Source organism: Pseudomonas sp. TNT2022 ID1044, assembly GCF_028656895.1.
GTDB lineage: Bacteria > Pseudomonadota > Gammaproteobacteria > Pseudomonadales > Pseudomonadaceae > Aquipseudomonas > Aquipseudomonas reinekei.
Genome location: NZ_JAMDHB010000007.1, coordinates 231,861 through 254,177, shown reverse-complemented (window position 1 = coordinate 254,177; position 22,317 = coordinate 231,861). Strand labels below are relative to the sequence as shown.

At 58.2% G+C, this 22,317-nt stretch carries 20 protein-coding genes; 7 read left to right on the top strand and 13 right to left on the bottom strand.

The window, feature by feature from the left end:
- Window positions 1–38: 38 nt before the first annotated feature.
- The 5 genes from M5G20_RS11555 to sdhC all read right to left on the bottom strand — a co-directional run bounded on the left by M5G20_RS11555 (window position 39) and on the right by sdhC (window position 6,362).
- Window positions 39–2,870: a 2-oxoglutarate dehydrogenase E1 component gene (locus M5G20_RS11555; RefSeq protein ID WP_273919226.1), complete on the bottom strand. Its 2,832-nt coding sequence runs from the start codon at window positions 2,868–2,870 to the stop codon at window positions 39–41.
- 263 nt (window positions 2,871–3,133) lie between these two features.
- The gene (locus tag M5G20_RS11550; RefSeq protein WP_273919225.1) at window positions 3,134–3,838 is read right to left on the bottom strand and encodes a succinate dehydrogenase iron-sulfur subunit; all 705 of its coding nucleotides are present in this window, start codon (window positions 3,836–3,838) and stop codon (window positions 3,134–3,136) included.
- Between the two features lie 11 nt (window positions 3,839–3,849).
- Entirely contained in the window at window positions 3,850–5,622 is a 1,773-nt protein-coding gene (gene sdhA, locus M5G20_RS11545) for a succinate dehydrogenase flavoprotein subunit (protein ID WP_273919224.1), read from the bottom strand.
- 3 nt (window positions 5,623–5,625) lie between these two features.
- The gene (sdhD, locus tag M5G20_RS11540) at window positions 5,626–5,994 is read right to left on the bottom strand and encodes a succinate dehydrogenase, hydrophobic membrane anchor protein (protein ID WP_007977503.1); all 369 of its coding nucleotides are present in this window, start codon (window positions 5,992–5,994) and stop codon (window positions 5,626–5,628) included.
- Complete coding sequence (sdhC, locus tag M5G20_RS11535) at window positions 5,988–6,362, bottom strand: succinate dehydrogenase, cytochrome b556 subunit (RefSeq protein WP_273919223.1); 375 nt, start codon at window positions 6,360–6,362, stop codon at window positions 5,988–5,990. The genes sdhD and sdhC overlap by 7 nt, the downstream gene beginning before the upstream one ends.
- 363 nt (window positions 6,363–6,725) lie before the next feature.
- Here sdhC and gltA point away from each other — a divergent pair, with 363 nt between their 5' ends.
- Window positions 6,726–8,015, top strand: coding sequence for a citrate synthase (gltA, locus tag M5G20_RS11530; protein ID WP_075948473.1), 1,290 nt, complete (start codon window positions 6,726–6,728; stop codon window positions 8,013–8,015).
- 405 nt (window positions 8,016–8,420) lie between these two features.
- Here gltA and M5G20_RS11525 read toward each other — a convergent pair whose 3' ends face one another.
- The 4 genes from M5G20_RS11525 to M5G20_RS11510 form a co-directional block, all read right to left on the bottom strand.
- Window positions 8,421–10,079, bottom strand: coding sequence for a cation acetate symporter (locus M5G20_RS11525; protein WP_075948474.1), 1,659 nt, complete (start codon window positions 10,077–10,079; stop codon window positions 8,421–8,423).
- Window positions 10,076–10,387: a DUF485 domain-containing protein gene (locus tag M5G20_RS11520; protein WP_056852967.1), complete on the bottom strand. Its 312-nt coding sequence runs from the start codon at window positions 10,385–10,387 to the stop codon at window positions 10,076–10,078. Before M5G20_RS11520 ends, M5G20_RS11525 begins: the two co-directional genes overlap by 4 nt.
- A 241-nt stretch (window positions 10,388–10,628) precedes the next feature.
- On the bottom strand, window positions 10,629–11,480 hold the full coding sequence (locus M5G20_RS11515; protein ID WP_273919222.1) for a glycine betaine ABC transporter substrate-binding protein: 852 nt from the start codon (window positions 11,478–11,480) through the stop codon (window positions 10,629–10,631).
- 77 nt (window positions 11,481–11,557) lie between these two features.
- Entirely contained in the window at window positions 11,558–11,686 is a 129-nt protein-coding gene (locus M5G20_RS11510) for a hypothetical protein (RefSeq protein ID WP_273919221.1), read from the bottom strand.
- 94 nt (window positions 11,687–11,780) lie between these two features.
- Here M5G20_RS11510 and M5G20_RS11505 point away from each other — a divergent pair, with 94 nt between their 5' ends.
- Window positions 11,781–13,376, top strand: coding sequence for a glycoside hydrolase family 17 protein (locus M5G20_RS11505; protein WP_273919220.1), 1,596 nt, complete (start codon window positions 11,781–11,783; stop codon window positions 13,374–13,376).
- Between the two features lie 124 nt (window positions 13,377–13,500).
- On the opposite strand, the gene M5G20_RS11500 is transcribed toward M5G20_RS11505, so the two are convergent.
- Entirely contained in the window at window positions 13,501–13,869 is a 369-nt protein-coding gene (locus tag M5G20_RS11500; protein WP_273919219.1) for a hypothetical protein, read from the bottom strand.
- A 222-nt stretch (window positions 13,870–14,091) separates the two neighbouring features.
- On the opposite strand from M5G20_RS11500, the gene M5G20_RS11495 reads away from it, so the two are divergent.
- A complete protein-coding gene (locus M5G20_RS11495) occupies window positions 14,092–15,390 on the top strand; it encodes a serine/threonine protein kinase (protein ID WP_273919218.1) in 1,299 nt (432 codons plus the stop codon).
- Window positions 15,383–16,171 (top strand): MlaA family lipoprotein, encoded by a 789-nt coding sequence (locus M5G20_RS11490; protein ID WP_273919217.1) that lies wholly within the window; start codon window positions 15,383–15,385, stop codon window positions 16,169–16,171. Before M5G20_RS11495 ends, M5G20_RS11490 begins: the two co-directional genes overlap by 8 nt.
- Before the next feature lie 125 nt (window positions 16,172–16,296).
- Here M5G20_RS11490 and M5G20_RS11485 read toward each other — a convergent pair whose 3' ends face one another.
- Window positions 16,297–17,211: a DUF808 domain-containing protein gene (locus M5G20_RS11485; RefSeq protein ID WP_273919216.1), complete on the bottom strand. Its 915-nt coding sequence runs from the start codon at window positions 17,209–17,211 to the stop codon at window positions 16,297–16,299.
- A 134-nt stretch (window positions 17,212–17,345) separates the two neighbouring features.
- On the opposite strand from M5G20_RS11485, the gene M5G20_RS11480 reads away from it, so the two are divergent.
- Entirely contained in the window at window positions 17,346–17,951 is a 606-nt protein-coding gene (locus M5G20_RS11480) for a TetR/AcrR family transcriptional regulator (RefSeq protein ID WP_150734848.1), read from the top strand.
- A 127-nt stretch (window positions 17,952–18,078) separates the two neighbouring features.
- Here the strand turns inward: M5G20_RS11480 and M5G20_RS11475 are convergent, their stop codons facing one another.
- Together M5G20_RS11475 and M5G20_RS11470 are read right to left on the bottom strand one after the other, a co-directional pair.
- Window positions 18,079–18,537, bottom strand: a complete 459-nt coding sequence (locus M5G20_RS11475) for an REP-associated tyrosine transposase (RefSeq protein ID WP_273919215.1) — start codon at window positions 18,535–18,537, stop codon at window positions 18,079–18,081.
- 209 nt (window positions 18,538–18,746) lie between these two features.
- Entirely contained in the window at window positions 18,747–19,187 is a 441-nt protein-coding gene (locus tag M5G20_RS11470) for a GlcG/HbpS family heme-binding protein (RefSeq protein ID WP_075948483.1), read from the bottom strand.
- A 268-nt stretch (window positions 19,188–19,455) separates the two neighbouring features.
- Here M5G20_RS11470 and gcl point away from each other — a divergent pair, with 268 nt between their 5' ends.
- Both gcl and hyi read left to right on the top strand, forming a co-directional pair.
- On the top strand, window positions 19,456–21,231 hold the full coding sequence (gcl, locus tag M5G20_RS11465; protein ID WP_150734850.1) for a glyoxylate carboligase: 1,776 nt from the start codon (window positions 19,456–19,458) through the stop codon (window positions 21,229–21,231).
- Between the two features lie 138 nt (window positions 21,232–21,369).
- Window positions 21,370–22,152 carry a hydroxypyruvate isomerase gene (gene hyi / locus M5G20_RS11460; RefSeq protein ID WP_007971414.1) on the top strand — a complete coding sequence of 261 codons (783 nt, stop codon included), beginning with the start codon at window positions 21,370–21,372 and terminating at the stop codon, window positions 22,150–22,152.
- The last annotated feature ends 165 nt before the right edge of the window (window positions 22,153–22,317 follow it).

Sequence of the window (22,317 nt, the reverse complement as noted above, 5' to 3'; positions counted from 1 at the left end):
TGTGGGTCCTTAAATTCGGTTTCAGGTGCGCGAAGGCGTTAAACAGTAAAGGCGTCTTGCAGCAGTTTTTCCTGCTGCTCAGCGTGCATCGATGCATAACCGCATGCCGGTGCAGCAGAAGCCTCACGGCCCGCGTACTCGAGTACGAGAGACTTGTTGAGGTTGCTGATGCTGCGACGCATGTGGTGTTGACTGCAGTACCACGCGCCCTGGTTCATTGGCTCTTCCTGACACCAAACGGCAGCTTTGACGTTGGTATAAGGAGCCAGGACTTCTTTCAAGTCGTCCTCAGGGAATGGGTACAGCTGCTCGATACGCACGATGGCGATATCGTCACGGCCTTCGGCACGGCGTTTTTCCAGCAGGTCGTAGTAGACCTTGCCGCTACACAGAACAACGCGCTCGACCTTTTTCGGGTCCAGGGTATCGATTTCCGGGATCACGGTCTGGAACGAACCTTCGGCCAGATCTTCCAGGGTCGAAATGGCCAGTTTATGACGCAGCAGCGACTTCGGAGTCAGAACGATCAATGGCTTGCGCAGTGGGCGAATCACCTGACGGCGCAGCAAGTGATAAATCTGAGCCGGTGTGGTCGGTACAGCTACCTGAATGTTGTGCTCGGCGCACAGTTGCAGGTAACGCTCGAGACGAGCCGACGAGTGCTCCGGACCCTGACCTTCATAACCGTGCGGCAGCAGCATGGTCAGACCGCAGAGGCGGCCCCACTTGTGCTCGCCACTGGTGATGAACTGGTCAATAACCACCTGGGCGCCGTTGGCGAAGTCGCCGAACTGAGCTTCCCAGATCACCAACGCATCCGGCGTGGTGGTCGAGTAGCCGTATTCGAATGCCAACACCGCTTCCTCGGACAGGAACGAGTCGTACAGGTCGAAACGTGGCTGACCGTCGAACAGGTTCTGCAGCGGAATGTAGGTGCCCGCGTCTTTCTGGTTGTGCAAGACAGCGTGACGGTGCGAGAACGTACCGCGACCGATGTCCTGACCCGTCATGCGAATCGGGTGACCTTCGAACGCCAGGGTCGCGTACGCCATGGTTTCGGCGTAACCCCAGTTGATCGGCAGGCCGCCGGCTTGCATCTTCTGACGGTCTTCGTAGATTTTCGAGACCTGGCGCTGAACCACGAAGCCTTCCGGAATTTCCAGCAGCTTGGCGGACAGTTCCTGCAAGGTCTTGAGGTCGAAGCGAGTGTCGTGACGCGCGGTCCAGGCGTGGCCCAGATACGGACGCCAGTCCACGAACAACTCTTTGTTCGGCTCTTTGACCAGGCTTTTCACTACGTGCAGACCGTTGTCCAGCGCGTTGCGGTATTCGTCGACTTTAGCCTGAACACGCTCGGCGTCGAGCACACCGCCCTGGGTCAGATAATCGGCATACAGCTCACGGGTGGTGCGCTGCTTGGTGATCTGCTGATACATGATCGGCTGGGTGCCGCTTGGCTCGTCGGCCTCGTTGTGGCCGCGACGACGGTAGCAAACCAGATCGATCACCACGTCACGCTTGAACTGCATGCGGTAGTCGATGGCCAGCTGGGTCACGAACAATACGGCTTCCGGATCATCACCATTCACATGGAGGATCGGCGCCTGGATCATTTTCGCGACATCGGTGGCGTACTCGGTGGAACGCGAGTCCAGCGGGTTGCTGATGGTGAAACCGACCTGGTTGTTGATCACGATGTGCACGGTACCGCCGGTTTTGAAACCGCGGGTCTGCGACATCTGGAAGGTTTCCATCACCACGCCCTGACCTGCGAAAGCAGCGTCACCGTGGATGGAGATCGGCAGAACTTTCTCGCCGGTAGCGTCGTTACGACGATCCTGACGAGCACGTACCGAGCCCTCGACCACTGGCGATACGATCTCCAGGTGGGACGGGTTGAAGGCCATGGCCAGGTGAACTTCACCGCCGGTGGTCATCACGTTGGACGAGAAGCCCTGGTGGTATTTAACGTCACCGGAACCCAGTTCGACCTTTTTCTTGCCTTCGAACTCGTCGAACAACTCGCGCGGGTTCTTGCCGAAGGTGTTGACCAACACGTTCAGACGACCACGGTGGGCCATGCCGATGACGATTTCCTTGGTGCCGTAGGAACCGGAACGCTGGATCAACTCGTCGAGCATCGGAATCAGGCTCTCGCCGCCTTCCAGACCGAAACGCTTGGTACCCGGGTATTTGGTGCCCAGGTATTTTTCCAGGCCTTCACCGGCAGTCACGCGCTCAAGCAGATGACTCTTGATGTCGGCGGAGTACGTCGGACGGCCGCGCACGCTTTCCAGACGCTGCTGGAACCACTGACGCTGTTCGGAATCGGTAATGTGCGTGAATTCAGCGCCGATGGTGCGGCAATATGTCTGCTGCAACGCTTCGTGAATTTCGCGTAGGCTCGCTTCCTCTTTGCCGATGAACAGGTCGCCGGCACGGAAGGTCGTATCAAGATCGGCATTGGTCAAGCCGTAATGATTGATCGACAGGTCTGCAGGTGCAGGACGCTGCCACAGCCCCAGCGGGTCAAGCTGGGCTGCCTGGTGGCCACGCATACGGTAGGCCTGGATCAATCGCAGCACTTCAACTTGCTTCTTCTCGTGCTCACTGCTCACGCTGCCGGCGGAAACCGGTTGGGCGCGGCGCTGGTTCTTTGCCAGCAAGACGAAATGATCGCGAATTGTGGAGTGCGAAACATCGGTGGCAGAGTTGCCGTCAGCGGGCAACTTCTGGAAGTAGGTGCGCCACTCTTCTGGCACAGCGTTAGGGTCGTGCAGGTAGAGCTCGTAGAGCTCTTCCACATAGGCAGCGTTACTACCGGACAGGTAGGCGCTGTTCCACATGCGCTGCATCACGCTTTCTTGCATGCTTGGTCACCCTCGGTTAGGGGAACACCACCGGCGTCGACACCGAGCAAACTTGCAGAAGTCCGAATGCAGCGACCAAAACAAGCCACCTAGGATCACGCTGATAGTCCGGGTACCAGCCCGGATGCCCCTGCTTGTCTCATTTCTTCAAAATAAGAGCCGCAGCCTTATAAGCTGCTGCTCAGGTTAAAACTACGGCGCCGGTTGAAGCCTGCGCCGTAGCATCCACAGGTACAGCGGGTACTACATTTGCAGCAGCTGAATCACACGCCGCTTTGCAGCAGCATGTTACGGATGTGACCGATGGCCCTGGTCGGGTTCAGGCCTTTCGGACATACGTTGACGCAGTTCATGATGCTCCGGCAGCGGAATACGCTGAACGGGTCATCCAGCGCAGCCAGGCGCTCGGTCGTCTTGGTATCGCGGCTGTCTGCCAGGAAGCGGTACGCTTGCAGCAAAGCAGCTGGACCCAGGAACTTGTCCGGGTTCCACCAGAAGGACGGGCAAGAGGTCGAGCAGCAAGCGCACAGGATGCACTCGTACAGACCGTCGAGCTTTTCGCGCTCTTCAGGGGACTGCAGACGCTCGATGGCCGGAGCCGGCGTGTCGTTCTGCAGGAATGGCTTAACCTTCTCGTATTGCTTGTAGAAGATGCTCATATCGACGACCAGGTCACGGATAACCGGCAAACCTGGCAGAGGACGAACGATCAACTTGTTACCTTTTACAACCGCAGACAGCGGCGTGACGCAGGCCAGGCCGTTCTTGCCGTTGATGTTCATGCCATCGGAACCGCAAACGCCTTCACGGCAAGAGCGACGATAGGAGAAACCTTCGTCCTGCTCTTTGATCAGGGCCAGTACGTCAAGCACCATCAGGTCTTTACCACCGGTATCAACCTGGAATTCCTGCATGAACGGCGCGGCGTCCTGATCAGGGTTGTAACGATAAACGCTGACTTGCAACATGGCGGCCACCCTTAATAAGTCCGAATCTTAGGTTCAAAAGTCGGAACAGTCTTCGGCGAGAAGTTCACAGCACGCTTGGTCACGCGCTTGTCACCCGGGAAGTACAGGGTGTGGCACAGCCAGTTTTCGTCGTCGCGATCTTCGAAGTCTTCACGGGCGTGAGCGCCGCGGGACTCTTTACGCACTTCGGCAGCAATGGCGGTAGCTTCAGCCACTTCCAGCAGGTTCTGCAGTTCCAGAGCTTCGATACGCGCGGTGTTGAACGCCTGCGACTTATCGTTGATCTTGACGTTGGCGATGCGCTTGCGCAGGTCAGCCAACTGGGCAATACCCTTCTGCATGTATTCGCCGGTACGGAATACACCGAAGTAGTTCTGCATGCAGTTTTGCAGTTCGCGACGCAGGGTCGCCACGTCTTCGCCTTCGGTACGCTCGTTCAGAGCGGACAGACGCGCCAGGGCGGCTTCGATGTTGGCGTCGGTGGCTTCGTCGTATTCGATGCCGTCGGTCAGTGCTTTTTCCAGGTGCAGGCCGGCAGCGCGGCCGAAGACCACCAGGTCGAGCAGCGAGTTGCCGCCCAGACGGTTGGCACCGTGAACCGATACGCAAGCCACTTCACCCACTGCGAACAAGCCAGGGATGATGGAATCAACGCCGTCAGCGTCCTGAGTGATCGCCTGACCATGAATGTTGGTGGCAACGCCGCCCATCATATAGTGGCAAGTCGGAACTACCGGAACCGGAGCAACCACCGGGTCAACGTGCGCGAATGTCTTCGACAGTTCGCAGATGCCTGGCAGACGGCTGTGCAGCACTTCCTCGCCCAAGTGGTCGAGTTTGAGCATTACGTGGTCGCCATTCGGACCGCAACCGTTACCGGCGATGATTTCTTTAACCATCGAACGGGCAACGACGTCACGACCGGCAAGGTCTTTGGCGTTCGGAGCATAACGCTCCATGAAACGCTCGCCGTGCTTGTTGATCAGGTAACCACCCTCACCACGGCAACCTTCTGTAACCAGTACACCGGCGCCGGCGATGCCGGTCGGGTGGAACTGCCACATTTCGATGTCTTGTACCGGAACGCCAGCACGCAGAGCCATGCCGACGCCGTCACCGGTGTTGATCAGGGCGTTGGTGGTGGACGCGTAGATACGACCTGCACCGCCGGTGGCCAGAACGGTAGCCTTGGCGCGGATGTAGGTGGTTTCACCGGTTTCGATGCAGATGGCGATAACGCCGACGAATTCGTCTTGAGCGTTTTTCACCAGGTCAACCGCGTAGTACTCGTTCAGGAACGTGGTACCGGCTTTCAGGTTGCCTTGATAAAGGGTGTGCAGCAGGGCGTGACCGGTACGGTCGGATGCCGCGCAAGTACGCGCAGCCTGGCCGCCTTTACCGTAGTCCTTGGACTGACCACCGAACGGACGCTGGTAGATACGACCTTGCTCGGTACGGGAGAACGGCAGACCCATGTGGTCCAGTTCGAAAACTGCGGCCGGGCCTTCCTGACACATGTATTCGATAGCGTCCTGGTCACCGATGTAGTCGGAACCCTTGACGGTATCGTACATGTGCCAGCGCCAGTCATCGTTCGGATCAGCCGACGCGATGGCGCAGGTGATGCCGCCCTGGGCGGATACAGTGTGCGAACGGGTCGGGAAAACCTTGGTGATCACGGCAGTCTTGTGACCGCCCTGCGCCAGTTGCAGCGCAGCGCGCATGCCGGCACCGCCACCACCAATAATGATGGCGTCGAAAGAAATCGTTGGAATGTTAGCCATGAATCAGATACCCCAGAGAATCTGCACACCCCAGACGAAGTAAGCGAACATCGCAACGCCGCATACTGCCTGGAAAAGGAAACGTACTGCAGTCGCGGACTTGCCCAGCGCCATTGGCGTCAGGTAGTCGGTCGCGATGGTCCACATGCCGACCCAGGCGTGAGCGCCCAGGGCCACAAGGGCCAGCAGACTGAAGATACGCATCCCGTTGTGGGCGAACAGGCCGTGCCATTGGTCATAGCCAATGCCCGGGTTCGCAGCGAGGTATCCGATCAGGAAGATGAAATAAGCCGCGAGAACGACCGCAGACACACGTTGCGCCATCCAGTCATAAAGACCGGAACGCGAAAGGTTCGTAACGCTGGTTACCATATCCAAACTCCTGCCAGAACGATCAACACCACGGAAACGGCGATGATAATTTTCGAGCCCAGCGTGCCGCCTTCCAGCGTCTCACCGATGCCCATATCCATGATCAAGTGGCGCACACCGGCTACCAGGTGATACAGCAGAGCGGACAGGAGGCCCCATGCTACGAACTTGGCCAGCGGGCTGGTCAAGCATGCCTTCACGTCGGCAAAACCTTCCTCGGAACCCAAAGACTTGCCCAATGCATAAAGCATGAAGCCAAGGCCCAGGAAGAGGATGATGCCGGAAACACGGTGAAGAAACGACGTAACGCCGGTGATGGGGAGTTTGATGGTCCTTAGGTCTAGGTTTACAGGTCGTTGGCTTTTCACGGCTTTTTTTTCACACTGAAGAGCCCCTAACAATCAGGGCAAAGTTGTTGGGGAGTGCACTGGTCAGGTAACCACCACCCAGGGATGCGACCCCCAATAAAGCAGGCCCAAAAGCCCTTGGCGGTCGGTGGCCGAGTATAGACAGTTAGGCTACTAATGACAACGCAAAGACCTAACCCAAACAGCGGATTGCGCAACGGACATAAAAGGCGTAAATGGCAGGCAATTTCGAGAAAAAAGTACGGTTAAAGCCTTCTGGAGCAAGACTTTAGGCAAATTGACATTCGAATTTATCTCACTATAGTGGTGCGGGCCCTGCGTGGGGGGTCTGTCTGATGATTTCAAGCATAAATAGGAGGCCACATGGCTGACAAAAAAGCGCAGTTGATCATCGAGGGCGCAGCCCCCGTCGAGCTGCCCATTTTAACCGGCACCGTTGGTCCCGATGTTATCGATGTTCGGGGCCTGACGGCCACGGGCCGTTTCACCTTTGACCCTGGTTTCATGTCGACCGCCTCTTGCGAGTCGAAGATCACCTATATCGACGGCGATAACGGCATCCTGCTGCACCGCGGCTACCCGATCGAACAGCTGGCTGAAAAGTCGGACTACCTGGAAACCTGCTATCTGCTGCTCAATGGCGAACTGCCGACTGCAGAACAGAAGGCCCAGTTCGTCAGCACCGTGAAGAACCACACCATGGTTCACGAGCAGCTGAAGACCTTCTTCAACGGCTTCCGTCGCGACGCTCACCCGATGGCTGTGATGTGCGGCGTAGTCGGCGCCCTCTCGGCGTTCTATCACGACTCCCTGGACATCAATAACCCGCAGCATCGCGAAATCTCCGCGATCCGTCTGGTTGCCAAGATGCCGACCCTGGCAGCGATGGTTTACAAGTACTCCATGGGCCAACCCATGATGTACCCGCGCAACGACCTGACGTACGCGGAAAACTTCCTGCACATGATGTTCAACACCCCGTGCGAGATCAAACCGATCAGCCCGGTACTCGCCAAGGCCATGGACCGGATCTTCATCCTCCACGCCGACCACGAGCAGAACGCATCGACTTCCACCGTACGCCTGGCAGGTTCTTCGGGTGCCAACCCGTTCGCCTGTATCGCCGCCGGTATCGCCGCACTGTGGGGCCCTGCCCACGGCGGCGCCAACGAAGCCGTTCTGACCATGCTCGATGAAATTGGCGATGTCTCGAACATCGACAAGTACATCGCCAAGGCCAAGGACAAGAACGACCCGTTCAAATTGATGGGCTTTGGTCACCGCGTTTACAAAAACCGCGACCCACGCGCCACCGTGATGAAGCAGACCTGCGACGAAGTGTTGAAGGAACTGGGTATCCAGAACGATCCGCAACTCGAACTGGCCATGCGCCTGGAAGAGATCGCCCTGACCGACCCGTACTTCATCGAACGCTCGCTGTACCCGAACGTCGACTTCTACTCGGGGATCATCCTCAAGGCGATCGGCATTCCAACCAGCATGTTCACCGTGATCTTCGCCCTGGCGCGGACCGTCGGCTGGATCTCCCACTGGAAAGAAATGCTCTCCAGCCCGTACAAGATTGGCCGTCCGCGCCAGCTGTACACCGGCTACGAGTCGCGTGACATCACCAAGCTGGAAGACCGCAAGTAAGATCAGTCTTGCTGTAGCGTGTTGAGTTGCACCGGGAACGGCCTCTATTTATATAGGGGCCGTTTTTGTTTGTGCCGGCTTACTCAGTCAATGCGAGGAGCCCTACCGGGCTGGTCGTTAGTTCGAATGCCTTTCCCTGTATGAGCTGTCGAGTGCAACGAGGCTGCGATCTTTTGATCTGATGCAACCGCGGAATCAGCTCGACTGTCAGATCGTCATCGCCAGCAGGCTGACTCCCACAGGGGGCGGGTACATCTGGTAGTGACTGGGCGGCTGTCAGGCTCGCGCCTATAGTAGAGCCAGCCCCCATCAAATCCAGATCGATAACCGCCCAATAAAAAATGCCCCGATCTTTCGACCGGGGCATCTCGTACAACTGCGTTACTTATATAAAAGCATCAAGCCTTAGTGCGAAACAGCCCCACTCGCCCCCAACCCAGTCTGCGAACGAACAAACTGCGGGAAGAACAGCGCGCGCTCGTTATCAGCCGCAGTCGACTTGTCGGTAATCGAGAAGAACCAGATCCCGACAAAAGCAATGATCATCGAGAACAGCGCCGGGTACTCATACGGGAAGATAGCCTTCTCGTGATGCAGGATCTGCACCCAGATGGTTGGCCCGAGGATCATCAAGCCAACAGCACTCACCAGACCCAACCAGCCGCCGATCATCGCACCGCGGGTGGTCAGCTTTTTCCAGTACATGGAAAGCAGCAGAACCGGGAAGTTGCAACTCGCCGCGATGGAGAACGCCAGGCCCACCATGAACGCAATGTTCTGGCTTTCGAACAGAATACCCAGGCCGATCGCCAGCACCGCCAGAGCGATGGTGGTGATTTTCGAAACGCGGATTTCATCCTTTTCGTTGGCTTTGCCTTTCTTGATCACGCTGGCGTACAGGTCGTGAGACACCGCCGAAGCTCCGGCCAGGGTCAGACCGGCAACCACTGCCAGGATGGTCGCGAACGCCACCGCCGAGATGAAGCCCAGGAAGATACTGCCACCGACCGCGTTGGCCAGGTGCACCGCCGCCATGTTGTTACCGCCCAACAGTGCGCCAGCCGCATCTTTGAAGGCCGGGTTGGTGCTGACCAGCAAGATCGCGCCGAAGCCGATGATGAAGGTCAGGATGTAGAAGTAGCCAATGAAACCGGTTGCGTACAGCACGCTCTTGCGAGCTTCTTTTGCGTCACTCACGGTGAAGAAGCGCATCAGGATGTGCGGCAGGCCAGCGGTACCGAACATCAGTGCCAGGCCAAGCGAGAACGCCGAAATCGGATCTTTCACCAGACCGCCCGGGCTCATGATCGCCTCACCTTTCGGGTGAACCTTGATCGCCTCGGAGAACAGCATGTTGAAGTCGAAGTTCACGTGTTTCATCACCATCAGCGCCATGAAGGAAGCGCCGGATAGCAGCAGGACAGCCTTGATGATCTGCACCCAGGTGGTTGCCAGCATGCCGCCGAACAACACGTAGGCGCACATCAGGATACCGACCAGGATCACCGCGACGTGGTAATCGAGACCGAACAGCAGCTGGATCAGCTTGCCGGCACCGACCATTTGCGCGATCAGGTAAAACGCCACCACCACCAGCGAACCGCAAGCGGACAGCGAGCGAATCTGGGTTTGCCCGAGGCGATAGGACGCCACGTCGGCGAAGGTGTATTTACCCAGGTTACGCAGACGCTCGGCGATCAGGAACAGAATGATCGGCCAGCCCACCAGGAAGCCGATCGAGTAGATCAGGCCATCGTAGCCGGAGGTGAACACCAGCGCGGAAATACCCAGGAAGGACGCCGCGGACATGTAGTCACCGGCAATCGCCAGACCATTCTGGAAACCGGTGATCTTGCCACCCGCCGCGTAATAGTCGGAGGCCGAGTTGTTTTTCTTGGACGCCCAGTAAGTGATGTACAACGTTGCGCCGACAAACGCCACGAACATGAGGATCGCGGCGACGTTCAGCGGTTGCTTTTGTACGGCACCGGTCAGGGCGTCAGCCGCCCAGGCGCCAGGTGCGAAAGCTGCGATGCTCAAAAGAGCCATTAGACGCCGGATCATTGCTGAGCCTCCTTGAGAATCGCATTGTTCAGGTCGTCGAATTCGCCGTTGGCGCGTCGCACGTAGATGCCGGTCAGTATGAAAGCCGAAATAATCAGCCCGACACCGATCGGTATGCCCCAGGTAATCGATGACTCAGGACTGATTTTCGCCCCCAGTACATGCGGCCCGTAAGCAATCAAAAGGATGAATCCGGAGTAAAGCCCTAGCATGATCGCCGATAGAATCCAGGCGAATCGTTCCCTCTTGCTAACCAGCTCCTTGAAGCGCGGGCTGTTTTGAATCGAGAGGTAAATGCTGTCGTTCATTGTTTTTATCCTCGCAGCACAGATTTAGTTGGAACGGTATCCACTCTATGCGGCTGCGGGGCAGGTTCCAGACGACCTTAGTATTAGAACGACATGACGTAGTTGCCAAAATCCAGCAAGAATAAATAAATGCGGGAGCGAGCCTGCTCGCGAAGGCGTCAGGTCAGTCGACATCTTGGTCAACTGACAGACCGCTTCGCGAGCAGGCTCGCTCCCACAGGGTCAAGCGTGCTCTATGTAATTACTTGATCCAGTCCGCCACGCGGTCCGGGTGCTTGGCGACCCAATCTTTCGCTGCTGCGTCAGGCTTGGCGCCTTCCTGGATTGCCAGCATGACTTCGCCGATTTCGTCTTTCGATGCCCACTGGAAGTTCTTCAGGAACTTGGCCACTTCCGGTGCCTTGGTTGCCAGTTCTTTGCTGCCGATGCTGTTTACAGTCTCAGCCGCGCCATACACGCCTTTCGGGTCTTCGAGGAAACGCAACTTCCACTTGGCGAACATCCAGTGCGGCACCCAACCGGTCACGGCGATGGATTCGTTCTTTTTCTCGGCACGGGTCAACTCGGCAATCATGCCGGCGCCGGAACTGGCCTTGAGCTGGTAACCGGTCAGATCGTAATCCTTGATGGCCTGCTCGGTCTTGAGCATCACGCCTGAACCGGCGTCGATACCGACGATGCGTTTTTTGAAGCTGTCATCGGTCTTCAGGTCTTCAAGCGATTTGGCCTTGACGTAATCCGGCACGATCAAACCGATTTTTGCGTCTTTGAAGTTCGGACCGTAGTCGACAACCTGATCCTTGTTCTTGGCCCAGTAATCACCGTGGGTCACTGGCAGCCAGGCCGACAACATGGCGTCGAGTTTGCCGGTGGCCACGCCCTGCCACATGATCCCGGTGGCGATGGCTTGCAGCTTCACGTCGTACCCGAGTTTCTGCTTGATTACTTCAGCCGCGACGTGAGTCGTCGCGACGCTGTCGGACCAGCCGTCAACGTAACCGATGCTCAGGGTCTTGCTCTCGGCATTGGCGAATGTTGAGCCAATCGCGAGTACCAGTGCGGCACCTGCGCCTAAAAGTCGTCGCATCTTCATCGTTACTTCCCCGAAAGTGCTGCGCTCGACGGATGCCGAGTCGCGTCAACGTATTGTTATGGTGCACAGCGCCCCCATCACGCCTCACTGCAAACCCGATCGATCATCAGCGCGATATCAACGAGGGTACTGACGCCTTCGATAATCAACCTGACGCTATCAGCGACCTGCTCTGCCAGCGACCTCAAGGCATCGAGAAACGACATCAGAACGCCATTAACCCGGAGGGCGACAAACGCACCGGACAATCCGCCCGAACTTTGCATGTCAACATTATGCGAGCCACCAGGCACGGAACAAATGCAGGTAACATGCGCCGCTTTGCTCCCAGACGGCCTGATCATGCCCGCGACATCACGCTTTCCTTTTTTTGCTTATCTATTCGCCTGCCTGCTGGGGCTTTTTGCCCTGTGTGGCTTTTGGTACGGCATCGGTAAACCGGTGATCCTGCCGGACGTCGCCAGTGCGACGCACAAGCTGCAATGCGCCTCCTACACCCCATTCGATAAAGACCAATCGCCGTTCGACGTGCCATTCAACCTGCGCCCCGAGCGCATGGACGCGGACCTCGCGCTGCTGTCCAAAAGCTTCGAATGCATCCGCACCTACTCCATGACCGGCCTTGAAGCCCTGCCCGACCTGGCGCGCAAACATGGCTTGAGGCTGATGATCGGTGCCTGGGTCAACAGCAACCCGGTGGACACCGAAAAAGAAGTCGACCTGTTGATTGCGTCGGCCAACGCCAACGCCGACGTGGTGACCGCCGTGATCGTCGGCAACGAAACACTGCTGCGCAAAGAGATCACCGGGCCACAATTGGCTCGACTGATCAACAAGGTGAAAAGTCAGGTCAAGCAGCCTGTCACCTATGCAGACGTCTGGGAGTTCTGGCTCAAGCACCCGGAAATCGCCCCGGCTGTGGACTTCCTGACCATCCACTTGTTGCCGTACTGGGAAGATGATCCGTCGAACATCGATGCCGCGCTGCAACACGTTGCCGAAGTGCGCCAGGTGTTCGGCAACAAGTTCGCGCCCAAAGACGTGATGATTGGCGAAACAGGCTGGCCGAGCGAAGGTCGTCAGCGCGAAACCGCACTGCCTGGCCGGGTTAACGAAGCCAAATTCATTCGCGGTTTCGTCACCATGGCCGAGCAGCAAGGCTGGCGCTACAACTTGATCGAAGCCTTCGACCAGCCGTGGAAACGCGCCAGCGAAGGTGCAGTGGGTGGTTACTGGGGATTGTTCGACGCCGATCGACAGGACAAGGGCGTGCTGGCCGGTCCGGTGACAAACGTGCCGTACTGGTCGCAGTGGCTGGTGGTCGGTGGCTTGATCTTCCTCGGTACGCTTATGCTGGGCGGCCGCGTTCGCAGCACCCGCGCAGCCTTGGTTCTACCGTTGTTTGCCGCCGTGGCTGCATGCTCTCTCGGTGTGTGGGGCGACCTTGCGCGCGTCACCACGCGCTTCACCAGTGAATGGTTGTGGGTGGCATTGCTGACGGCGCTGAACCTGTTGGTACTGGTGCACGCCGCGCTGACCTTGAGCCCTCGCACGGGATGGCGAGCACAGGCGTTCAACGCACTGGAACGTCGAGCCGGCTGGCTGGTGGCCGTGATCGGGTTTGCTGCTGCGGTGAGCATGCTGGAACTGGTATTCGATCCGCGCTATCGCAGCTTCCCGAGCGTCGCCTTCATCGTGCCAGCCCTGGTGTATCTGTGCCGCCCGGTGAGCGTGCCACGCCGGGAAATTGCGCTGCTGACCTTCATTATTGGAGCGGGCATTGCGCCGCAGTTGTTCCAGGAAGGGTTGCAGAATCAGCAAGCCTGGGGTTGGGCGTTGGTGAGTGTGTTGATGGTTGTTGCGTTGTGGCGCTGCCTGCGAATTCGCAAGGCTTAACCGTTCAGCGAAGCCAATGACCTCATCGCGAGCAGGCTCGCTCCCACAGTAGATCTTCAGTGAACGCCATTCCTGTTCGACGTAGATCAAAGGTGGGAGCGAGCCTGCTCGCGAAAGCTGACTGTCAGGCGCTACGAGGCGCCCTGACCAACCGCAACCCCGCAATCACCACCGCAAAAACAGCCAGTGTCGTGTTGTACAACGCCAGTGCCGGAAACCCCAACGCCAGCGCCAGCACCGCCAGCCACCACCCTGCCCGCCCCGGTACAACAAAGCCGATGATGGCAGCGGCCAGTGCGCCATAGCCCAGAATCTTGAAGTGAATCATCAGCCCCAGGTTCGAACGAACCTGGCATTCCCATCTGCTCGCTTCATCCACGCAGATGCCGACCCACTGCGCATCCTCCATGAAGCCGTAGCGCGCGCCATAACTGGCGGCCAGCCATAGAGGCAGCAAAACGAGCAGCAGAACCACAGGCAGACGGCGGGACATGAAGCACTCCAATAAACGAAAAACGGCGGCCAGCTTAATCCCCCGACAGCCTTACGCAAGCGATAACAACTGTTAACTGGTCATTCAATCGCTGCAAAGTGTATCGTCCAGCTACTATTACTTCGAATTAGGCCTGTTTGGTGCCGATGCGTGGCACTTTGGCGCGAATCCAGTGGTCATAGCTTCGAATTTCATTCGGCACCTTTTCTAAGGGATCTAGTCATGCTCCGTTCCTTGCGCTTCGCCGCCCTGTTTGGCGGCCTTATCTTGAGTGCGTCCGCACTGGCGGTCGATATAGACGCCGCCAGTTATGGCTATCCCCTGACCAACCCGTTCGAGGCAACCATTGCCACGACACCACCGGACTTGCGCCCTGAGCTGCCGCTGGACGATGACATCAATCAGTCCGACCGCACCCTGACCTTGCGCCCGGAGCGCGCATTCGAACTGCCCGACAACTTCTGGGCCGTGAAGAAACTGACCTATCGCATCGCCACACAAGATAAAGCCGCACCGCTGATATTCCTGATCGCCGGCACCGGCGCGCGCTATGACAGCAGCCTGAACGAATACCTGAAAAAGCTCTACTACAAGGCCGGCTACCACGTGGTGCAATTGTCGTCGCCCACCAGCTTCGACTTCATGAGCTCCGCCTCGCGCTTTGCCACACCAGGCATCTCCAAGGACGACGCCGAAGACATGTACCGGGTGATGCAATCGGTACGTGCGCAAAACCCCACGCTGCCAGTCACCGATTACTACCTGACCGGCTATAGCCTGGGTGCGCTGGATGCCGCGTTCGTTGCGCACCTGGACGAAACCCGCCGCAGCTTCAACTTCAAGAAAGTCCTGCTGCTCAACCCTCCGGTCAACCTTTACACCTCGATCACCAACCTTGACCGGTTGGTCCAGACGGAGGTCAAGGGCATCAACAACACCACCACGTTCTATGAGTTGGTCCTGAACAAGCTGACCCGTTACTTCCAGCAGAAGGGCTACATCGACCTCAACGACGCGCTGCTCTACGACTTCCAGCAGTCCAAGCAGCACCTGACCAACGAGCAGATGGCGATGCTGATCGGCACCTCGTTCCGGTTCTCCGCGGCCGATATCGCCTTCACGTCGGACCTGATCAACCGCCGCGGCTTGATCACCCCGCCTAAAACGCCGATTACAGAAGGCACCAGTCTCTCGCCGTACTTCAAGCGTGCGCTGCAATGCGACTTCGACTGCTACATCACCGATCAGGTCATCCCGATGTGGCGTGCCCGTACCGACGGCGGCAGCCTGCTGCAACTGATCGACCAGGTGAGTTTGTACGCGCTGAAGGATTATCTGCGCGACAGCCCGAAAATTGCCGTCATGCACAACGCTGACGACGTGATCCTCGGTCCGGGTGACCTCGGTTTCCTGCGCCAGACCTTCGGCGATCGCTTGACCGTTTACCCGTTGGGCGGCCATTGCGGCAACATTAACTACCGCGTCAACAGCGACGCCATGCTGGAGTTCTTCCGTGGCTAAATACCTCCTGCTTATCGCTGCGTTACTCTGTGCAGGCGTTGCCAATGCCGACAACAGCAAAGCCAACGCCCCGGTCGTCATCGATGATGACGGCTTCAAGGAACCATTGAGCAAGCTCAAATTCAACCCGGGGCTGGATCAGCGTGAGTTCGAACGCTCAACGCTCAGCGCGCTGAACGTCTACGACCCGCTGGAAGAGTGGAACCGCCGCGTTTATCACTTCAACTACCGGTTCGACCAATGGGTGTTCCTGCCGGTGGTCGATGGCTATCGCTACATCACGCCGAGCTTCTTGCGCACCGGCGTCAGTAACTTTTTCAACAACCTGGGTGACGTGCCGAACCTGCTGAACAGCCTGTTGCAGTTCAAGGGCCAGCGTTCGATGGAAACCACAGCAAGGTTACTGCTGAACACCACCATCGGCATCGCCGGCTTGTGGGACCCGGCTACCGCCATGGGCCTGCCGCGCCAGAGTGAAGACTTCGGCCAGACCCTTGGTTTCTATGGTGTTCCGGGCGGTGCCTACTTCGTGCTGCCAATTCTCGGCCCGTCCAACCTGCGTGACACGGGCGGGTTGTTGGTCGACTACAGCGCCGAGAACGCAATCAACTTCCTCAACGTTGCCGAAGTCAGCTCCAACCATCCAGAGGTCTGGATTCTGCGCGGTGTCGACAAGCGCTATCAGACCAGTTTCCGCTACGGTCAGATGAACTCGCCGTTCGAGTACGAGAAGGTGCGGTACGTTTACACCGAGGCGCGCAAGTTGCAGATTGCCGAGTAGTTCGGCTACGCAAAAAACTGTGGGAGCGAGCCCGCTGGCGATGAGGCCATAACATTCAACACCTGTGTTGACTGTTACACCGCTATCGCGAGCAGGCTCGCTCCCACATGGGTTATTGCTGGTTCTTAGCCTTTCAAGGCTTTCCAGATTTTGCTGACGGCCATAACCCCCGTCAGCACCACCGCCCCCGCCACAATCCCCGCCACTCCATTGAGCAACGTCGGCACAACAAACCCGGCGCCGCCTGCCCCTGCGCTGACACTTTCGATCCAGTGATGCACCACCGGCACGCCGTGGGTCAGGATGCCGCCGCCCACCAGGAACATCGCCGCCGTGCCGATCACCGACAGGCTTTTCATCATGTACGGCGCCGCGCGCAAAATCCCGCTGCCGATGCTCTTGGCCATCTGCCCGGGTTTCTGGGTCAGCCACAGACCCAAGTCATCCAGTTTGACGATGCCGGCCACCAGCCCGTAAACGCCGACGGTCATGACGATGGCGATACCTGAAAGCACGATGACTTGCTGGGTCAGCGCCAAATCGGCCACGACACCCAGGGTGATGGCGATGATTTCTGCCGAAAGAATGAAATCGGTGCGGATGGCGCCCTTGATCTTGTCTTTCTCGAACGCCACCAGGTCCACCGCCGGGTCCGCTACCGCCTCGACCAGTTCGGCATGCTCGGCCTGATCTTGCGCCTTGCTGTGCAAGAACTTGTGGGCGAGCTTCTCGAACCCTTCGAAACACAGGTAAGCACCACCCAGCATCAACAACGGCGTGACCAGCCACGGGATGAACGCGCTGATGGCCAGCGCCGATGGCACCAGAATCAGCTTGTTGATGAACGAGCCCTTGGCTACCGCCCATACCACGGGAATTTCCCGATCGGCACGCACGCCGCTGACCTGCTGGGCATTGAGCGCCAGATCATCGCCCAGCACGCCAGCAGTCTTCTTGGCGGCCATTTTGGTCATCAACGCCACATCGTCCAGCACGGCGGCGATGTCGTCGATCAGCAACAGCAAGCTGCTTCCTGCCATGAATCGGGTTTCCTTCTTGAGTGAATGCGGTGCAGCATAGCGTGGCCGAGCGCCGCATGGAGCATTCTTGAGCGTTGCCGAAGGCCGGTGCTACCATGCGCAACCGCCAGAACAGGCAAGGAACCCCTTGGTTTATGAGCACCATCCGCGAGCGCAACAAACAACTGATCCTGCGTGCCGCCAGTGAAGAATTTGCCGACAAGGGCTTCGCTGCGACCAAAACCAGCGATATCGCAGCCAAGGCGGGATTGCCCAAGCCCAACGTCTACTACTATTTCAAATCCAAGGAAAACCTCTACCGCGAGGTCCTGGAAAGCATCATCGAACCGATCCTGCAAGCCTCGACGCCGTTCAACCCCGACGGTGTACCCAGCGAAGTGCTGAGCGGCTACATCCGCTCGAAAATCCGCATCTCCCGCGACCTGCCGTTTGCCTCCAAGGTGTTCGCCAGCGAAATCATGCACGGCGCCCCGCACCTGAGCGCCGACCTGGTCGAACAACTCAACGGCCAGGCCAAGCACAACATCGAGTGCATCCAGAGCTGGATCGACCGCGGCCAAATCGCCCCGATCGACCCCAATCACCTGATGTTCAGCATCTGGGCCGCGACCCAGACCTACGCCGACTTCGACTGGCAAATCACCGCCATCACTGGCAAGGCCAAGCTGGATGAAGAGGATTACGAAGCGGCGGCGCAGACGATTATTCGGTTGGTGCTCAAAGGCTGCGAGCCGGACTGATAGACCGCGGTGGCCCCATCGCTGGCAAGCCAGCTCCCACAGCTTTTTGTGTTGAACCCAATTTTGTGAACGACACACTTCTATGTGGGAGCTGGCTTGCCAGCGATGAAGGCGACTCGATTTTGACTCAAACCCAGATGGCGTCCCACAGCGGGTAATCACCAATTTTCTCGACCAGACCAGCCCGCAAGGGGTTGGCCACTACGTAGCGCGCCATCTTCACCAGATCATCTTCCCGCCTTAACGCACGGTCGTGAAAGCCTTGCTGCCAAAGCGGCCCGTTCCTGTTGCTGAAAAAATTCACTTCTCGAGTAACAAGCGACTTTGTCTCGCGCATTAGTCTGCGCAGTGAGGAGTTTTCCAGTTCGACCAGCCAATGAAAATGATCGGGCATGACCACCCAGGCCAGTGATTTTGCCAATCCAAGATTCTGTGCCCGGCGAAATTGATGAACCACGAACCTGCCCAAAGCGAAGTCGGAAAAAATCGGCTCACGATCCAGCGTGTTGGTTGTCAGCAAATAGATTCGACTGGGCTCGGCATAGCGCCCTGTTCGCAGACGGTTTGATGCGGGGAAATTTGGCATTCCGTTGCCTCTCCAATGATGAACTCATGAAAAGGCTAGACCTGGAAACTCTGAACGGTAATACACACTTTTAGCTGGATGTGTCGGGCAGATTACAATCGCTGGCAAGCCAGCTCCCACAGGTCTGATGGTGTCCGCAAAATATATGAACACCCCAGTCCTTGTGGGAGCTGGCTTGCCAGCGATGACGTTAGTTCAGTCGCCGAAGATCAAGCCACAACCCCCGCATCCGCCCTCAACCCCAACGCCTCGATCGCGGTGATCGCACACTGCTCATCAACATCCGACAGATCCCCGCTGATTCCCACCGCCCCCAGCACATTCCCCGCGTGATCGCGGATCAACACGCCGCCCGGTGCCGGCACGACGCTGCCCTGCCCCAGGCTATTCAATGCGGCGATGAAGGCCGGGCGTTGTTGGGCGTCCAGTGCCAGCAGCCGTGAGCCCTTGCCCAGGGCGATGGCGCCCCAGGCTTTGCCGATGGCGACCTGCGGACGCAGCAGGCTGGCGCCGTCTTCGCGTTGCAGAGTAATCAGGTGTCCGCCGGCATCCAGCACGGCGATGGTCAAGGGCGCTGCGGAGATTGCACGCCCTGCGGTGATGGCCTCGTTGACCAGATTGACTGCGACTTTCAAGGTTAAAGCGCTCATGGTGCCGTCCTCATTTTGTTTTTCGGAAAGTCGTGGAGCTGCGCGTTTGTGCCGCAGATCGATGCAACAAATAGAACACAATGAATAATTTTTTTGTATACAATAATTTTCGAAAAACGCCACATGCGACGAAAAGCCACAGTAGATTGGGCTTCCGACGAATGAAACGGTCGCTTGAGAAAATGGATTGACCTGCGCCGTCCGCCGTGAATACACTCTGCGCAAAGCCACTTGTATACAATTACAAAACGTAAAGAGGCACAAAACCATGAGCAAAATGAGAGCAATCGAAGCCGCCGTTCTGGTGATGCGCCGTGAAGGGGTTGATACCGCTTTTGGCATCCCGGGTGCAGCCATCAACCCGCTGTACAACGCCCTGCAAAAAGTCGGCGGCATTGATCACGTCCTCGCTCGCCACGTTGAAGGCGCCTCGCACATGGCCGAGGGCTACACCCGCACCAAGGCCGGCAACATCGGCGTGTGCATCGGCACTTCCGGCCCTGCCGGTACCGACATGGTCACCGGGCTCTACAGCGCCTCGGCCGACTCGATTCCAATCCTCTGCATCACCGGCCAGGCACCCCGCGCCCGTATGCACAAGGAAGACTTCCAGGCTGTCGACATCACCAGCATCGTCAAGCCAGTCACCAAGTGGGCAACCACCGTTCTGGAACCGGGCCAGGTGCCTTACGCATTCCAGAAAGCCTTCTATGAAATGCGCTCCGGCCGCCCAGGCCCGGTACTGATCGACCTGCCGTTCGACGTGCAGATGGCTGAAATCGAATTCGACATCGACGCTTACCAGCCACTGCCGCTGGCCAAGCCGACCGCCAGCCGCGTTCAAGTCGAGAAGGCTCTGGCCTTGCTGGATCAGGCTGAACGCCCACTGCTGGTGGCCGGTGGCGGCATCATCAATGCCGACGCCAGCGACCTGCTGGTCGAGTTCGCCGAGCTGACCGGTATCCCGGTTATCCCGACCCTGATGGGCTGGGGCACGATTCCGGACGATCACCCGCTGATGGTGGGCATGGTCGGCCTGCAAACTTCGCATCGTTATGGCAACGCCACGATGCTGAAATCCGACGTGGTGCTGGGCATCGGTAACCGTTGGGCCAACCGTCACACCGGTTCGGTCGACGTGTACACCGAAGGCCGCAAGTTCATTCACGTCGACATCGAAGGCACGCAGATCGGCCGCGTGTTCACACCGGACCTGGGCATCGTGTCCGACGCCGCTGCCGCGCTGACCGTGTTCATCGAAGTCGCTCGCGAATGGCAAGCCGCCGGCAAGCTGAAAAACCGCAGCGCCTGGCTGCAAGACTGCCAGCAGCGCAAAGCCAGCCTGCAGCGCAAGACTCACTTCGACAACGTGCCGGTCAAGCCGCAGCGCGTTTACGAAGAGATGAACCAGGTGTTCGGCAAAGACACCTGCTACGTCAGCACCATCGGTCTGTCGCAGATTGCCGGCGCGCAGTTCCTGCACGTCTACAAGCCGCGTCACTGGATCAACTGCGGTCAGGCAGGCCCTCTGGGCTGGACCATTCCGGCAGCGCTGGGCGTGGTCAAGGCTGATCCGAACCGTAAAGTGGTAGCCCTGTCGGGGGACTATGACTTCCAGTTCATGATCGAAGAGTTGGCGGTGGGCGCGCAGTTCAAGCTGCCGTACATTCATGTGGTGGTGAACAACTCGTACCTGGGTCTGATCCGTCAGGCACAGCGCGGTTTCGACATGGACTACTGCGTGCAGCTGTCCTTCGATAACCTCAACGCGCCGGAACTCAACGGTTACGGTGTCGACCACGTCGCAGTTGCCGAAGGCCTCGGTTGCAAGGCACTGCGGGTGTTCGAACCGGCCCAGATCCAGCCTGCCCTGCGCAAGGCCCAGGAGCTGATCGAAGAGTTCAAGGTGCCCGTCATCGTTGAGATTATTCTGGAACGGGTGACCAACATTTCCATGGGCACCGAGATCAACGCCGTCAACGAATTCGAAGACCTGGCGCTGGTCGGCAACGACGCACCGACCGCGATTTCGTTGCTGGATTAATTGCTTGATCGCTCCCCTTGCAGGAGCCGGCTTGCTGGCGATAGCGATGTGTCAGACACATCTATGTCGATTGATTCACCGCCATCGCCAGCAAGCCGGCTCCTACAGGGGAAGCTCACACATAATTGGGAGACCACCATGCCGCGTTTCGCAGCCAACCTGTCCATGCTGTTCACCGAACAGGACTTTCTTGCCCGTTTCGAAGCGGCCGCCAAGGCCGGTTTCAGTGGTGTCGAATACCTGTTCCCATACGACTTCAGCTCCGCCGAAATCAAGGCCAAGCTCGACGCCAACGGCTTGACCCAAGTGCTGTTCAACCTGCCGGCCGGTGACTGGGCCAAGGGCGAACGCGGTATCGCGTGCCTGCCGGACCGCGTTGAAGAATTCCGCGCCGGTGTCGATCTGGCCATCGCTTACGCGCAAGTGCTGGGCAACACCCAGGTCAACTGCCTGGCCGGTATTCGTCCACAGGGTTTTGACGACGCCACCGTCGAGAAAACCTTCGTCGCCAACCTCAAGTACGCGGCCGACAAGCTGCAAGCGGCAGGTATCAAACTGGTGATGGAAGCGATCAACACCCGTGACATTCCAGGCTTCTACCTGAACAACACGGCGCAAGCCCTGTCGATTCGCGAGCAGGTCGGCAGCGCCAACCTGTTCCTGCAATACGACATCTATCACATGCAAATCATGGAAGGCGACCTGGCCCGCACCCTGCAATCGCACCTGGGCGAGATCAACCATGTACAGCTCGCGGACAACCCGGGGCGGAACGAACCAGGCACCGGTGAAATCAATTACCGCTTCCTGTTCGAACACCTGGATCGCATCGGCTATCAGGGTTGGGTCGGTTGCGAATACAAGCCGCTGACCACCACCGAAGCGGGCCTGGGCTGGCTGAAAACCCACAACGCAATCTGAGCACACGGCAAAACCCTTGTGGCGAGGGAGCTTGCTCCCGCTCGGCTGCGAAGCAGTCGTAAACCCTGCAAACCGATTTTGCCTGACACACCACAGTGGCCGGTTTGGGGGTGCTTCGCCCCCCAGCGGGAGCAAGCTCCCTCGCCACAGTAGGTGCCAGACACA